The 14,030-nt window shown below is 62.1% G+C and carries 12 protein-coding genes and 2 pseudogenes; 6 read left to right on the top strand and 8 right to left on the bottom strand.

Translation table 11 applies throughout. The annotated features are described in order from the left end of the window. The first annotated feature begins 58 nt into the window (after positions 1 to 58). The 3 genes and pseudogenes from HX875_RS33275 to HX875_RS33265 all read left to right on the top strand — a co-directional run bounded on the left by HX875_RS33275 (position 59) and on the right by HX875_RS33265 (position 1,413). Positions 59 to 682: a PAS domain-containing protein gene (locus HX875_RS33275; RefSeq protein WP_256348183.1), complete on the top strand. Its 624-nt coding sequence runs from the start codon at positions 59 to 61 to the stop codon at positions 680 to 682. Next, positions 622 to 774: pseudogene (locus HX875_RS33270) on the top strand (PAS domain-containing protein); the annotation flags it as partial. The gene HX875_RS33275 and the pseudogene HX875_RS33270, both read left to right, overlap by 61 nt. Before the next feature lie 21 nt (positions 775 to 795). Beyond that, a complete protein-coding gene (locus HX875_RS33265) occupies positions 796 to 1,413 on the top strand; it encodes a methyl-accepting chemotaxis protein (RefSeq protein ID WP_371131991.1) in 618 nt (205 codons plus the stop codon). Between the two features lie 105 nt (positions 1,414 to 1,518). On the opposite strand, the gene HX875_RS27325 is transcribed toward HX875_RS33265, so the two are convergent. Further along, a complete protein-coding gene (locus HX875_RS27325; protein WP_177047441.1) occupies positions 1,519 to 2,562 on the bottom strand; it encodes an LLM class flavin-dependent oxidoreductase in 1,044 nt (347 codons plus the stop codon). 188 nt (positions 2,563 to 2,750) lie between these two features. Between HX875_RS27325 and HX875_RS33260 the strand changes: the two are divergent. Both HX875_RS33260 and HX875_RS33255 read left to right on the top strand, forming a co-directional pair. Further along, positions 2,751 to 3,839, top strand: a pseudogene (locus tag HX875_RS33260) (cache domain-containing protein); the annotation flags it as partial. A 90-nt stretch (positions 3,840 to 3,929) separates the two neighbouring features. After that, entirely contained in the window at positions 3,930 to 4,697 is a 768-nt protein-coding gene (locus HX875_RS33255; protein ID WP_371131990.1) for a methyl-accepting chemotaxis protein, read from the top strand. Positions 4,698 to 4,739: 42 nt separating this feature from the next. On the opposite strand, the gene HX875_RS27315 is transcribed toward HX875_RS33255, so the two are convergent. Further along, positions 4,740 to 5,225, bottom strand: a complete 486-nt coding sequence (locus HX875_RS27315; RefSeq protein ID WP_177047437.1) for a flavin reductase family protein — start codon at positions 5,223 to 5,225, stop codon at positions 4,740 to 4,742. A gap of 322 nt (positions 5,226 to 5,547) precedes the next feature. Between HX875_RS27315 and HX875_RS27310 the strand changes: the two genes are divergently transcribed. Beyond that, the gene (locus HX875_RS27310) at positions 5,548 to 6,954 is read left to right on the top strand and encodes a purine-cytosine permease family protein (protein WP_177047435.1); all 1,407 of its coding nucleotides are present in this window, start codon (positions 5,548 to 5,550) and stop codon (positions 6,952 to 6,954) included. Here HX875_RS27310 and HX875_RS27305 read toward each other — a convergent pair. Genes HX875_RS27305 through purU form a run of 6 tightly spaced genes read right to left on the bottom strand, consistent with a single transcriptional unit; the run spans position 6,942 to position 13,711 of the window. Then, complete coding sequence (locus HX875_RS27305) at positions 6,942 to 7,508, bottom strand: sarcosine oxidase subunit gamma (RefSeq protein ID WP_177047433.1); 567 nt, start codon at positions 7,506 to 7,508, stop codon at positions 6,942 to 6,944. The two genes, HX875_RS27310 and HX875_RS27305, sit on opposite strands and share 13 nt — an antisense overlap. Before the next feature lie 3 nt (positions 7,509 to 7,511). Continuing rightward, on the bottom strand, positions 7,512 to 10,409 hold the full coding sequence (locus HX875_RS27300) for a 2Fe-2S iron-sulfur cluster-binding protein (protein ID WP_177047431.1): 2,898 nt from the start codon (positions 10,407 to 10,409) through the stop codon (positions 7,512 to 7,514). Further along, on the bottom strand, positions 10,406 to 10,705 hold the full coding sequence (locus HX875_RS27295) for a sarcosine oxidase subunit delta (protein WP_177047429.1): 300 nt from the start codon (positions 10,703 to 10,705) through the stop codon (positions 10,406 to 10,408). Before HX875_RS27295 ends, HX875_RS27300 begins: the two co-directional genes overlap by 4 nt. A gap of 14 nt (positions 10,706 to 10,719) precedes the next feature. After that, complete coding sequence (locus tag HX875_RS27290; protein WP_177047427.1) at positions 10,720 to 11,961, bottom strand: FAD-dependent oxidoreductase; 1,242 nt, start codon at positions 11,959 to 11,961, stop codon at positions 10,720 to 10,722. Further along, a complete protein-coding gene (folD, locus tag HX875_RS27285; RefSeq protein ID WP_177047425.1) occupies positions 11,943 to 12,848 on the bottom strand; it encodes a bifunctional methylenetetrahydrofolate dehydrogenase/methenyltetrahydrofolate cyclohydrolase FolD in 906 nt (301 codons plus the stop codon). Before folD ends, HX875_RS27290 begins: the two co-directional genes overlap by 19 nt. After that, positions 12,845 to 13,711, bottom strand: a complete 867-nt coding sequence (gene purU, locus HX875_RS27280) for a formyltetrahydrofolate deformylase (protein WP_177047423.1) — start codon at positions 13,709 to 13,711, stop codon at positions 12,845 to 12,847. The genes folD and purU overlap by 4 nt, the downstream gene beginning before the upstream one ends. Between the last annotated feature and the right edge of the window lie 319 nt (positions 13,712 to 14,030).

Below are 14,030 nucleotides of genomic sequence, written 5' to 3'. Positions count from 1 at the left end.
GTTCCGTGCCTGACAGCCGATAGCGCCTTTAGAGTCCACTGCTCTGAAGGGGTACGTCATGTTCAATAAAACGTTAAAAACGGAACTGGCGGCCAGGACGGCCGATGTTGCAGGGTACAAAGGACTGATGGCTGCACTTGAGCGCTCGATGGCCGTGGTCGAGTTCGACTTGAACGGCAAGGTGCTTCGCGCCAACGAAAATTTCTTGCAGGCGTTGGGGTATCGCGCGGATGAATGGAGCGCAAAGTCACACCGGGACTTTTGTTTGCCGGCGTTGACGAACAGCGCGGCGTACAGCCAGTTCTGGGCAGAGCTTCGGGCCGGCAAGTTCGTCTCCGGCACGTTTCAGCGGGTCAACAAAGAGGGGCAGACGGTCTGGCTGGAGGCCAGTTACAACCCGGTGCTGGACGAGCGTGGCCAGGTGTTGAGGATCGTCAAGTACGCGCTTGTCGTCACCGACAAGGTGGCGCAGGAGGCCGCTACCCGCAGCAAGCTCGTGGCGCTGGACCGGGCCATGGCGGTGATCGAATTCGACCTGAGCGGCAATGTATTGGTTGCCAACGAAAACTTTCTGAATGTGATGGGTATGGGATGGCGGAACTTCAGGGCAAGCATCACCGCCTGTTTTGCGAACCCGGCCTTGTTAACAGCAGTGAGTACACGGACTTCTGGCGTCGCCTGAATGCGGGTGAGTTTTTCAGCGGGCAATTCAAGCGCCTCGGCAAGCACGGCCGCGTCGTGTGGCTGGAGGCAAGCTATAACCCGGTCTATGACGCCGACGGCAAGTTAACCAAAATCGTCAAGTTCGCCAGCGATATCACCGAGCGGGTCGAGAAATTCGAGGCCGATTCCCGCGGAGCCTCTCGGGCTTACCATATCTCTGCCGAGACGGAGAAGTTCGCCGAGCAGGGCACTCAGGTCATTCAAGAGACGGCCAGCGAGATGCGCCGAATTGCCGACAATATCGGTGCGTCCGCGCGATTGGTGGGGCAACTGGGCGATCGCTCCGAGCAGATCACGGCGATCGTCAACACCATTCGCGGGATCGCCGACCAGACCAACCTGCTGGCACTCAACGCGGCCATCGAGGCGGCCCGCGCGGGGGATCAAGGGCGCGGGTTTGCAGTCGTTGCCGACGAGGTCAGGCAACTGGCGGGGCGCACCAGTCGTTCGACGGCGGAAATTTCCGAGATGATCAGCAAGATACTCGCCGAGACACGCGACGCCGTCGTCAGCATGAATGCCACCCAGGAAGGCGCGCAGCGCGGCGTTACCCTGGCCGATCAAGCCGGCTCGGTGATTTTGCAGATTCGCAATGGCACCAGCGACGCGGTCGAGGCCGTGAGCATGTTTGCTTCCAAGCTGGATGAGTCCGAGGTGATTCCAAAGACTGCGATCAGTTGGGTGGGGTAGCGCTTCGAGCCGGGCCTTGGTCTTGACGTCCAGCAGGGGATGAAAAACGCCACTCATTGAGTGGCGTTTTTTTTGTCGGCGCGGTGTGCGGCTCAGGGATTGACCTCAGCGAAATGCCGGCACCACGTGCTTGATAAACAGCTCAAGGGATTTTTTCTTCTCTGCGTGGGGCAGGCTGTTGTCACACCAGAAGCTGAACTCGTCGACCCCCAGGGACTGGTAATACTGGATGCGCGGGATGATCTCTTCCGGCGTGCCAATCATCGCGGTCTTGTGCAGGCTCTCCAGTTCAAACTCCGGGCGGCCGGCGAATTTTTCTTCCGGGCTCGGGTCGAGGAAGCCGTTGACCGGTACGGTCTTGTTGCCGAACCAGGCATCGAAGGTGCGATAAAACCGGGCGATGGCCTTGGCCCCGACTTTCCAGCCTTCAGGGTCGTCCACGGCGTGCACGTGGGTGTGGCGCAGCACCATCAGTTGCGGGCGCGGTACGTCCGGGTTGTTGTCCAGCGCGGCCTGGAACTTGTTCTTCAGGTCGAGGACTTCTTCGTCGCCCTTCATCAAGGGGGTGACCATCACGTTGCAGCCGTTGGCCACCGCAAAGTTGTGGGAGTCGGGGTCGCGAGCGGCAATCCACATCGGCGGGTTGGGCTGCTGGATGGGCTTGGGCACGCTGGTGGAGGTGGGGAATTTCCAGATGTCACCGTCGTGGGCGTAGTCGCCTTTCCACAACGCACGCACCACCGGCACCATCTCGCGCAGGGCCTGGCCGCCGCTGGAGGCGGGCATGCCGCCGGCCATGCGGTCGAACTCGACCTGGTAGGCACCACGGGCCAGGCCGACTTCCATGCGCCCGTTGCTGATCACATCGAGCAGCGCGCATTCGCCTGCCACCCGCAGCGGGTGCCAGAACGGCGCGATGATCGTGCCCGCGCCCAGGTGAATGGTGCTGGTCTTGGCTGCGAGGTAAGCCAGCAGCGGCATCGGGCTGGGCGAGATGGTGTATTCCATGGCGTGGTGTTCGCCAATCCAGACTGTGCTGAAACCACCGGCTTCGGCCATCAGGGTCAGTTCGGTCAAGTCTTCGAACAACTGGCGATGGCTGACACTTTCATCCCAGCGTTCCATGTGCACGAACAGGGAAAATTTCATGACGCTTACCTCGGATCTATTGTGATCGGCCTGTCGACTGCGGGCCCTTAAGTGCTCTCGCCAATGTGAAGCGTGCCAGTGATGACGGCTGTTCGGCGGATTGATTGTTGGTATACCATAATACGGAATATCCGCAAAACTTTTCTCTCCAACGGTCGCACACTTACCTCACAAGGAAAGCGAGCTCGATGAACATAAAACAAAAATTGATCCTGGCGTTTGCGGTGATCGCCAGCCTGCCGGTTATTCTGGTGGCGGTGATGATCATCCTCAACGTGCGCCATGAGGCACGGGACGGCTTTATCGACGGCAGCGAACGTGAGATTCGCCAGGTCGACAACGCCATGCAGCTGTTTTTCGAAGGCATCAGTCAGAACGTCGCCTACCTGGCGGCGCACCCGCAGTTGCAGGGCATCAATGGCGACGTGAAACGCTACCTGGCCAGCGATGCCGCCCAGGTCGCGCCCGGTGAGCGTGACCAGCAGTTGTTCAAGCTGTTCGAGGGGTTGGCCAAGAGTCATGGGGCCTACACCTACTTGTCATTGGGTACCGAAGACGGCGGTTATGTGTTCTGGCCGGGCGATCCCAAACTCGCAAGCTACGACCCGCGCACCCGGCCCTGGTACAAGACGGCCATGGCGCAACCCGGCAAGACCCTGCGCACCGAGGCCTATTACTGGGCCGCCGATGACGTGGTGCTGGTCAGCACGGTGCAAAGCTTCAACGACCGCCAGGGCAAGGCGAGCGGGGTGGTGAACATTGACGTTTCCCTCAAGCAACTGACCGACCTGGTCAAACAGATCAAGCTGGGTGACAGCGGCTACCTGATGTTGATGGAAGCCAATAACACAGTGCTGGTGGACCCGAATGACCCGTCCCACAACTTCAAGAAGCTCGGCGAGTTGGGCGACGGTTACCGGCAGCTGAGCGAGGCCGGCCAGGGCCTGGTGCAGGTCGAGTTGGCCGGGGAACGCTACATGGCGTTTGTCTGGCCGTCCAAGGCGTTGGGCTGGCGGTTTGTCGGGGTGGTGCGGGAAAGTGAAGTGATGGCCGGCGCAGCGCGGCTCACCTGGCTGATTGCGGCCATCGCGCTGGTGTGCGCGGTGTTGTTTGCGGTGGTGGGCGCCTGGTTTGCCGGGCTGATCGTCAAGCCGATTCGCGGCGTGGCCAGCGGGCTGGAAGGCATCGCCCAGGGCGAAGGCGACCTGACGGCGCGCCTGCCCGTCAAAGGGCGCGACGAGACGGCGCAGCTCGCCGGCTGGTTCAACCAGTTCCTTGAAGCCATCCGCACACTGATCCAGCGCATTGGCCAGGCGGCCGCACAGATCCACAGCAGCTCCGGCAGTGCCACCGAAGTCTCGGTGGAAATGGCCGAGGTCGCCGAACGCCAGCGCGAAGCGGTGGACATGGTCTCCACGGCGTTTCACGAAATGGTCGCCACCTCCAACGAAGTCGCGCGTTCCTGCAGCCAGGCCGCGGACTCGGCCGACAACGGCCAGCGCCAGGCGCACACCGGCCAGCAGCAGATCGACGCGGCGGTAAGCAGCGTCGGGCGCCTGAGCGAAGAAGTCGGCCATTGCGCGCAGTCCATGGAGCAGCTGGAAAAAGACAGCAACGACATCCAGTCGATCCTCGGCACCATCCGCTCCATCGCCGAGCAGACCAACCTGCTGGCGTTGAACGCCGCCATCGAGGCCGCACGGGCCGGTGAGCAGGGCCGTGGATTTGCCGTGGTGGCGGACGAGGTACGGGCCTTGGCCAAGCGCACCTCAGACTCCACCGGCGAGATCGACGGGCTGCTGGGCAACCTGGCGCGGCGCACCCATCAGATGGGCAAGCAGATGCATGCCAGCCTGGAGGTGTCCCAGGAAACGGTGGTGTCGATCAACGATGCACGGGCCAGCTTCGGCTTGATTCGCGAGTCGGTGGACGTGATCCGCGACATGAATACGCAAATCGCCACGGCCGCCGAAGAGCAGCACCAGGTGGCGGAAGACATCAATCGGCATATCAGCCAGATTCACGGGGATGCGCAGTTGGTGGCGAGCCTGGCCGATTCCACGCGCCAGGATGCGCAGCAGTTGACGGCGTTGTCGCAGACGTTGAATCAGTTGGTCAGCCGTTTTCGCACATGACCGATGGGCGCCCGGCCTGCCGGGCGCCTGCCAGCGCAACGATCAGGCAATGACGGGCAGGGCGCCCATCTTGCCGTGGCAATACACCAGTGGCCCGGCGTTCTGCTGGGGCACGATCAGGTTCTTCACCGAACCGACCATGATGGCGTGGTCGCCGCCTTCATATTCGCGCCACAACTCGCATTCGATCACCGCCGTGGCATTGGCGAGGATCGGGTTGCCCAGCTCGCTCAAGGTCCACTCGATACCCTGCGCCTTGTCTTTGCCCTTGCGCGCGAAGGCATAGGCTTCGCTCTGCTGCCCACCGGACAGCACATGGATGGCAAAGCGTTTGTTCTTGATCAGCACGGGGTAGGAGTCGGAGCTGTAGTTGGGGCAGAACAGCACCAGGGCCGGGTCCATGGACAACGAGCTGAAGGCACTGGCGGTCAACCCGACAATTTGCCCGTCGTCATCGAGCGTGGTGATCACGGTGACCCCGGACGGAAACGAACCCATCACTTGTTTGTAGATGGCGGCATCGATCATGGGACGGTCCTCTGGCGGTGAAGCGGATTTTATGGATTTGTAGGTCTGATGGTATACCGTAATACAATCTAATCAAGGGCTTTTTCAAGCCGCCGACCAACGTCAGCCTTTGGTCTTATAACCAATAAATACGGGGGTTAAGGCGCGAAAGCGCGAGAGGGCATGTGGCACAATTACGGATCAGATGCAGCTTGAGACTACGGATCAGTCTTGTGAAAATGTTGGAATACCATAATATGGTGTTCATCTGAGGGGCGGCCAGAGAGCTCCCCCGGTTTGGCGTCAAACAACTATAAGATCAGACAAACGCGAGTTCATTTCCATGCCCCAGATGTCCCGGCAAGATCCCCTGATCGAGAATCACACGGTCGATTACGTCCCCCTCGCGGAGCGCCATGGAAAGGCCCGCGACCTGTTCACCTTATGGTTCAGCACCAACATTGCACCGCTGCCCATCGTCACCGGCGCCATGGTGGCCCAGGTGTTCCATCTCAACCTGGTGTGGGGGCTGCTGGCGATTGCCCTCGGGCACATGCTCGGCGGCATCGTGATTGCCCTCGCCTCGGCCCAGGGCCCGCGCATGGGCATCCCGCAGATGGTGCAGAGCCGGGGCCAGTTCGGCCGTTACGGCGCGCTGCTGATCGTGTTCTTCGCGGCCCTGATCTACATCGGCTTCTTCATCTCCAACATCGTGCTGGCTGGCAAATCCATCGTCGGCATCGTGCCGTCGGTACCGGTGCCGGCCAGCATCCTGATCGGCGCGCTCAGCGCCACGGCCATTGGCGTCATCGGCTATCGCTTTATCCATACCCTGAACCGCATCGGCACCTGGGTGATGGGCAGCGCATTGCTGGCGGGCTTCCTCTACATTTTTGCCCATGACCTGCCGGCCGACTTCCTCACCCGTGGCGGCTTCAACCTGGCCGGCTGGTTGGCAACGGTGTCGCTGGGGGTGATCTGGCAGATCAGCTTCTCCCCCTACACCAGCGATTATTCGCGCTACCTGCCGGTGGATATCGGCATCACCCGACCCTTTGTCGCCACCTACCTGGGCGCCACCCTTGGCACCATTTTGTCGTTCTCCTTTGGCTTGGTCGCCGCCCTGGCAACCCCTGAAGGCACCGAAGCGATGGTCGCGGTCAAGCAGGCCACAGGCTGGCTGGGGCCGATCCTGATGGTGTTGTTCCTGCTCAATATCATCAGCCACAACGCGCTGAATCTGTACGGCGCGGTGCTGTCGATCATTACTTCGATACAGACCTTTGCCAGCCAGTGGACACCCAGCATCAAGGTGCGGGTGGTGTTGTCGGCAGTGGTGCTCGCCGGATGCTGTGTGGTTGCATTGGGCGCGTCAGCGGACTTTATCTCGCAATTCATCGGGTTGATTCTGGCGCTGTTGATCGTGCTGGTGCCGTGGGCATCGATCAACCTGATTGACTTCTATGTCATCAAGCGCGGCGTCTACGACATTGCCTCGATCTTCCAGGCGGACGGCGGGATTTACGGGCGCTTTAACCTGCACGCGATCGTGGCGTATTTCATCGGCATCATCGTGCAACTGCCGTTTGCCAATACGTCGCTGTATGTGGGGCCCTACGCCAACCTGGTGGAAGGCGCAGACCTGTCGTGGCTGGTGGGGTTGGTGGTGACGTGCCCGTTGTATTACTGCCTGGCGACACGTCAACGCAGCCAAAAGGTCAGGGCGGCACGGTTGGGCTACACCGACTGAGCCACCCCGCCGAACTCCTGCAACGCATCCCGCAACGCGCCATCGAAGTACTCCTTCGAGGCGCGATCCCACAGGATATGAAACGCCGGCACCTCCACACTCCCTGTGTGGATGACAATCGCATTCACCCGCGCCACCGATGTCTGCGCCACCGCCCCGGGCTTGAAGGCGGCAGCGCTGAGGTCGACACCACAGAGCTTCGCCATCACCTGGGCAATCACATCGCCGCTGAGCCATACGCAGGCATGGCTGTCCTGGCGCGGCAGCAGGTAATTGGCGCGGTGGTCCAGTTCCCAACGCGCTTCTTCATCGGCAATCCGCTGCCCCTGATCCTGCGGGCTGCCCAGCACCAGGTATTCGTTCTGCGACAGGCGTACCACCCAACTGCCATCCGCTTGCGCGCAGGCCTGGTTGGGCGCGCCCGGCAACGTGAAGCCGCGCGCCGTAAGGTACTCGGCGCTCTGCGCGCCGCGAAAACCAACCCGGGGCAGGTCGGTCTGGTCCACCAGGCGGCACGCCGGCGTGAGCATCTCGTGGGCTTTCAGACTGGTCATGGCTTAACCCTCCTGGCGTTGGTTGGTGGGGTCGAAAAAGGGCAATGGCACGACCTCGGCCTGGACGACAATGCCGCCCTCGACGCGAATCGCAATCCGCTGCCCCGGCGTGCTCTGGTCGATACCGGCGTAGGCCAGGCCGATTATTTTGCCCAGGGTGGTGGAGTACTCGCAGGAGGTGACGTTGCCGCTGATGTCCGGGCCGTTGAGCACCAGGTGGCCTTCCAGCGGTTGCACGCTGCCCTTGGGCAAGGTGAAACCCACCAGTTTGCGTTTCAGCGGCTGGGCTTCAAGGATGTCTACCGAGCGCCGGCCGACGAAGAACGGCTTGTTGCGGCTGACTGCCCAGCCCATGTCGATTTCTGCCGGGTGGGTCATGCCGTCAGTGTCCTGGCTGATGATCACGTGGCCTTTTTCCAGGCGCAGCAGGCGCTGGGTTTCGACGCCAAAGGGGCGAATGTCAAAGGCCTTGCCGGCCGTCATCAAGGCATCCCACAACGCCAGGCCGTGGCGCGCAGGCACGTGGATTTCGTAACCCAGTTCGCCGACAAAACCGACCCGCAGCAACCGGGCCTTGATCCCGGCCACTGTGCCCTGGCGCACGCCCAGGTAGGGGAAGCCTTCGGCGCTGAGGTCGAGGTCGCTGCAGACTTGCTCCAGCACCTTGCGCGAATCCGGCCCGGCCACGTTCACCGCGCAGATCGCGGCGGTGACGTTGGCCACGTCCACGTCCAGGCGCCATTGTGCATTCCACTTGAGCATCTGCTGGTAGATCCGGTCGACGCCGCTGGTGGTCGCGGTGACGTAGAAGTGGTTGTCGCCCAGCCTTGCGCACACACCGTCGTCGATCACCACCCCATGCTCATTGGTCATCAGCGCATAGCGCGACCGGCCCACCGGCTGCTTGAGAAACGCGAAGGTGTACATCCGGTTGAGCAATTCGGCGGCGTCCGGGCCGCGCACATCCAGGCCGCCCAGGGTCGAGACATCGATCAGGCCGACCTTGTTGCGCACCTGCAGGGCTTCGGCCTGCATGCACGCCTCGCGATCCTGCGGCTTGCCGTAATACGCCGGGCGTTGCCAGATGCCGGCGGGCATCATTTTCGCCCCGGCCTGCACATGCCGGGCATGCATCGGCGTTTGCCGGTATGGGTCGAAAGCGCGCCCGGCGACATGCGCCAGTTTCTCCGCCACGAATGGCGGCCGCGCCGTGGTGACCCCGGTTTCACTGATATTGCGCTGGGTCGCCCAAGCCACCAGCCGCGCCGTCGGCAGCGCCGAGTGACGCCCCTGGGACGGGCCCATGCCCACGGTGGAGTAGCGTTTGACCAACTGCACGTCGCGGTAGCCGATGCGGGTCGCGTTGACGATATCCGCCACTTGCAGGTCTTCGTCGAAGTCGACGAAATCCTTGCCTTTGGGGTGCGGGAAGATCGGCCAGTTGAAATTCACCTGGGCTTCGCTGTGCAACGGCAACTGAGGGCTGGCGGCACTCAAGCCGAGGGCGAGCACGCTGTTGGCCGCGGCATTGGTCGCGTCCACCAGCACGTTGTCCAACTGGTGCCGACCGTGGACGGAACCCGCCACATTCAGGTTATGGGGCAAACCGCTGAGGCTGAACGCCGCACGCTGGTCGTCATAAGCCAGCTTGCCGCCGGCCTGGCACAGCAGTTGATAGACCGGCATATAGCCGGCGGACATGCACAGCAGGTCGCAGTCAATCAGTTGCCCACTGCTGCTGACCTGGCCCTGGCCAGTGATCTGGCGCACATCGACGCTCTTCACATGGCGCATGCCTTTTTCATGCAAAGCCTCGAATACCGTGCTGTTGTTCAGGCAACGGATGTTGCGTTGGGCCAGGGCGCCAGGCAGTGCTTGGTCGGCGGGGGCGTGACGCAGGTCGATCACGGCGGCCACGTCCACGCCCTGGTCGTGCAGGTCGAGGGCGGCGAGGTAACCGTCATCGTTGCCGGTCAGCACCACGGCACGTTTGCCGGGCTTGACCGCGTACAGTTTCATCAGGCGTTGTGCGGCACTGGTCAGCATCACGCCCGGCAGGTCGTTATTGCGAAAGATCACCGGCTGGTCGAACGAGCCGCTGCACACCAGGCACTGGCGCGCGCGCACCTTGTACATCCGCTTGCCCTGGATCACCGGCAGGTAGTTGTCGGTGAACCAGGCGTTGCAGGTGGCTTCGGTCAGCACCTGGATATTGGCGTGTTGCTGCACTGCGCCGAGCAGCTCGCGGCGCAGGGCGTCGGCGCGCGTGCCTTCGATATCGAAGCGGGCATAGGTCAGCGAGCCGCCCAGGATCGGCTGCTGCTCGATCAGCAACACCTTGGCCCCGGCATTCGCGGCGGTGAGGGCCGCCTGCAAACCGGCGGGGCCGGCGCCGATCACCGCAAGGTCGGTAAACAGGTAGGCCTTGTCGTAGTACTCGGGCTGGAATTTCAGGTCGAGCACACCCAGGCCGGCCTTTTTGCGGATGATCGGTTCCCAGACTTTCCACATGCCCTTGGGCTTGTAGAACGAACGGTAGTAGAACCCCACCGGCATGAATTTGGAGAACTTGCCCAGGTAGGCATCCCGGTCGTGGTCCAGCGAGCCGTTGACGTTCTGCGCACTCACCTGCAAACCGCCGGACAGCGCGTGGGCGTCGGCCAGCACGTTCGGCTCCTGGGGCAACTGCACCAGGCTGTTGGCGTCCTGGCCGGCCATGGTCAGCGGGCCGCGGGGGCGGTGGTATTTGAACGAACGGGAGATCAGGAAACGCCCGTTGGCCAACAGTGCGCTGGCGATGCTGTCGCCTTGCAAGCCCTGGTAGCGTTGGCCATCGAAACTGAAATCGAGCAACTGATCACGCTGGATCAGCAAGCCCATGGGGGCGGGTAGGCGGTTCATCCGGCGATCTCCCTGGCGGTGTTGAAGTCGACGCGGGCACTGAACAGTTCCTTGGGATCGAAGGTGCGCAGGATCTCGTCGGTGACGGTGTGGCGCTCGGCGAGGAACCAATAGCTCGATGGCGTGTGCATCCACCATTCGCGCACCACACCGGCGAGGTTGTCGGTGTTGAACACGTAGTCGGCCCATTCGGCGTCGCTGCAGTTCACCGGATCGGGCATCGGCTTGAACTCGCCGCCGTAGGTGAACTCGCTGATATTGCGCGGCCCGTTGAGCGGGCAAGTCATGATTTTCATAGTCCGCTCTCCACTTAGTGACTGGCCGCCGTGGCGCCCATTTCGTTGACTTGCTGGAAGGTTGAGAACCGTTCGAGCCCAAAGGGTTTGATCAGCTCCGGCACCTTGCCGCCGCTGGCCACCAGTTCGGCCATGGTCTTGCCGCAAATGGGCGTGGCCTTGAACCCCCAGGTGCCCCAGCCGGCGTCGAGGTAGTAATTCTTCACGGGCGACAGGCCCATGATCGGGCTGTAGTCGGGCGTCATGTCGGTGATCCCGGCCCATTGGCGCATCAACCTGGCGTTGGCCAGGAACGGGAACATCTCGATGGCATGGGCCAGCAGGCTTTCTTTCAGGTCCAGGGTCGAGCGCGTATTGAACAGCGGATAAGGGTCGGAACCGCCGCCGAACACCACTTCGCCACGGCTGGTTTGCTGCACGTAGCAGTGCAGGGCCGAGGAGCTCACCAGCGGGTCGAGGAACGGCTTGAACGGCTGGGTCACCATTGCCTGCAGCGGGAAGGTCTGGATCGGCGAGCGGATGCCGGCCTTGGCCATCAGCAACGAACTGTGCCCGGCAATCGCCTGCACCGCGCAGCCACATTTGATGGTGCCGCGATTGGTCTTGACCGCGGTGATCGCGCCGTTTTCGATGATCAGGTCCTGCACTTCGGTGAGCTGGTGGATTTCCACGCCACGCTTGGCCGCTTGCTTGGCGTAGCCCCAGGCCACGGCGTCATGGCGCGCGGTGGCGCCGTCGATGTGCCAGAGCCCGGCGATCACCGGCAAGTGGCCGGGGTCGAGGTTGAGGCTGGGCACCAACTCGCGGATCTGTTGGCGGTCGATCATCTCGGTACGCCCGCCAAAGTGCTTGTTGACCTCGGCCCGCTGGCGAAACGAACGCACGGTGGCATCGGTATGCGCGAGGGTCAGCTGACCGCGCTCGGAGTACATGATGTTGAAGTCGAATTCGTTGGACAGCGACTGGAACATCTTCACCGACTCAGCATAGAAACGGACGCCCTCGCTGGTCAGGTAATTGGAGCGGATCACCGCCGTATTGCGCGCGGTATTGCCGCCGCCCAGGTATGACTTTTCCAGCACGGCAATGTTGGTGATGCCGTGGTACTTGGCCAGGTAGTAAGCGGTGGCGAGGCCATGGCCGCCGGCACCGATGATCACCACGTCGTAGCTGGCCTTGAGTTCCTTGGGCGGTGGCAGGTCCACCTCCACCGGGTACTCCGAGCTCAGTCCGTATTTCAATAGATTGAATGGCATACGGCCTCCGATTGGCTGCGTAAGGCGTGGTGTTGCGCAAGGGCTGCGGCCACGGTGTTTTTCATCAGGAAGGCAATGGTCATCGGGCCGACACCGCCGGGCACCGGGGTGATGGCGGCGACATGGGGCAGGGCACCGTCGAAGTCGACATCGCCCACCAGACGGCTGCGGCCCTCGTCGTCGATGCGGTTGATGCCGACGTCGATCACCACCGCGCCGGGCTTCAACCAGCTGGCATCGATCAAGCGCGGGCGACCAACGGCGGCGATCACGATGTCGGCTTGTCGGCATAAGGCCTGTGCGTTCTGGCTGCGGGAATGCAGCACGGTGACCGAGCAATCCGCCTTGAGCAGCAGGGCGGCCATGGGCTTGCCGACGATGTTCGAACGGCCGATCACCACCGCATGTTTGCCCTGCAGATCACCCAGGGTTTGTTCCAGCAAATACAGGCAACCGCTGGGGGTGCAAGGCGTCAGCACCGCGCGACCCTGGCTGAGGCCGCCGACATTCTGGCTGTGGAAGCCGTCCACGTCCTTCTCCGGCGCGATGGCTTCCAGGGCGCGTAATTCGTCCATCTGCGGCGGCAGCGGCAATTGCAGGAGGATCCCGTTGATCGCCGGGTTGGCATTCAACTGGCCGATCAGGATCAGCAACTGTTCGGTGCTGGTGTCGCCGGGCAGCCGGTGCTCCAGTGAGCGAATGCCCACCTCGTCGGCGCGCAGGATCTTGTTGCGCACATAGACCTGGCTGGCCGGGTCGCTGCCCACCAGGATCACCGCCAGTGCCGGTTCAATGTCGTGCTCACGCAGGCGTGCCACATCCTCGCGCACTTGCAGCAGCACCCGGGCGGCGGCGGCTTTGCCGTCGATCAGTTTAGGGTCACTCACCGGAACACCACCGTTCTGTCCTGGTTGAGGAATACCCGGTGTTCGAGGTGGTACTTGACCGCCTTGGACAGGGCGACGGTTTCGGTGTCACGGCCGATGGCGACCAGGTCGTCAGGCTTGTACACGTGGTCTACGCGCTGGACTTCCTGTTCGATGATCGGGCCTTCATCGAGGTCGCTGGTGACGTAGTGCGCCGTGGCCCCGATCAGCTTCACCCCGCGCTGATAGGCTTGGTGGTAGGGCTTCGCGCCTTTGAAACCGGGCAGGAACGAATGGTGAATGTTGATCGCTCGCCCCGACAGTTGCCGGCACAGGTCGTCGGACAGGATCTGCATGTAGCGCGCCAGCACCACCAGTTCGGTGCGGGTGTCGTCGACGATCTTCATCAGTTCGGCTTCCTGGGTGGCTTTGTTGTCCTTGGCCACTGGCAGGTAGATAAAGCGAATGCCCTCGCGCTCGGCCATGGGCCGCAGGTCGAGGTGGTTGGAGACGATGGCGGTGATGGTCATGTCCATCTCGCCCTTGTGGTAGCGGTAGAGCAGGTCGGTGAGGCAGTGGTCGAACTTGCTGACCATCAGCATCACGCGCATGGGTTCGCGGGTGTCGTGCAGTTCCCACTGCATGTCGAAGGCCTGGGCGATGTCGGCGAAGCCGGCCTTGATCTGTTCGAGGTCGCCGGGGTGGCCGTCATTGAAGCGGAACACGGCGCGCATGAAGAAGCGGCCGCTGAAGTCGTCGTCGAATTGCGCCATCTCCCCGATGTAGCAAGCGTTGTCTGCCAGGTAGGTGGTCACGGCTGCGACGATGCCGGACACCGCAGGACAGGTGACCTTGATGATGAAATGGTTTTTTTCGTGTTGCATGACACGTCCTCGGGATGATGGCGGCAGCTCATCGCATAGCGAAAAAATGTCTGAGGACAGCTGGCTCGTTCCATGAGCGCGGTTTCTTGTGGGGAATAAAATATTCCTGAAGTGGCTTTATAGGGGAATGGGGGCGGGGCGTCTAGGGGTTTGGGAAAGTTTTTTAACTGGGGGGAAAGTTTTTGCCGGAGGCTTTTGGGGTGTATATCCGTTATTTAGGTAACGGCCGCCTATGGTTTCGCTCTTACAGCGACTCACTTTGGAAAAGCCCCAAAGTAAGCAAAGGGCTCTGCCCCGCCTGTCGGCGCCTCGCTAGGGC

The sequence above is a fragment of the Pseudomonas yamanorum genome (genome assembly GCF_013386765.1).
GTDB lineage: Bacteria > Pseudomonadota > Gammaproteobacteria > Pseudomonadales > Pseudomonadaceae > Aquipseudomonas > Aquipseudomonas yamanorum_A.
Note: the sequence above shows the minus strand (reverse complement) of the source record. Positions and strands in the feature narration are given on the sequence as shown.

What these genes read in the sequence shown, in the direction of transcription:
- HX875_RS33255 (WP_371131990.1), top strand. Translation starts at nt 3,930, where the DNA reads ATGGCCGAGGTCGCCGAACGCCAGCGCGAAGCGGTGGACATGGTCTCC.
- purU (WP_177047423.1), bottom strand. Translation starts at nt 13,711, where the DNA reads ATGCAACACGAAAAAAACCATTTCATCATCAAGGTCACCTGTCCTGCG.
- HX875_RS33275 (WP_256348183.1), top strand. Translation starts at nt 59, where the DNA reads ATGTTCAATAAAACGTTAAAAACGGAACTGGCGGCCAGGACGGCCGAT.
- HX875_RS27300 (WP_177047431.1), bottom strand. Translation starts at nt 10,409, where the DNA reads ATGAACCGCCTACCCGCCCCCATGGGCTTGCTGATCCAGCGTGATCAG.
- HX875_RS27325 (WP_177047441.1), bottom strand. Translation starts at nt 2,562, where the DNA reads ATGAAATTTTCCCTGTTCGTGCACATGGAACGCTGGGATGAAAGTGTC.
- HX875_RS27295 (WP_177047429.1), bottom strand. Translation starts at nt 10,705, where the DNA reads ATGAAAATCATGACTTGCCCGCTCAACGGGCCGCGCAATATCAGCGAG.
- HX875_RS27290 (WP_177047427.1), bottom strand. Translation starts at nt 11,961, where the DNA reads ATGCCATTCAATCTATTGAAATACGGACTGAGCTCGGAGTACCCGGTG.
- HX875_RS27310 (WP_177047435.1), top strand. Translation starts at nt 5,548, where the DNA reads ATGCCCCAGATGTCCCGGCAAGATCCCCTGATCGAGAATCACACGGTC.
- HX875_RS27305 (WP_177047433.1), bottom strand. Translation starts at nt 7,508, where the DNA reads ATGACCAGTCTGAAAGCCCACGAGATGCTCACGCCGGCGTGCCGCCTG.
- HX875_RS27315 (WP_177047437.1), bottom strand. Translation starts at nt 5,225, where the DNA reads ATGATCGATGCCGCCATCTACAAACAAGTGATGGGTTCGTTTCCGTCC.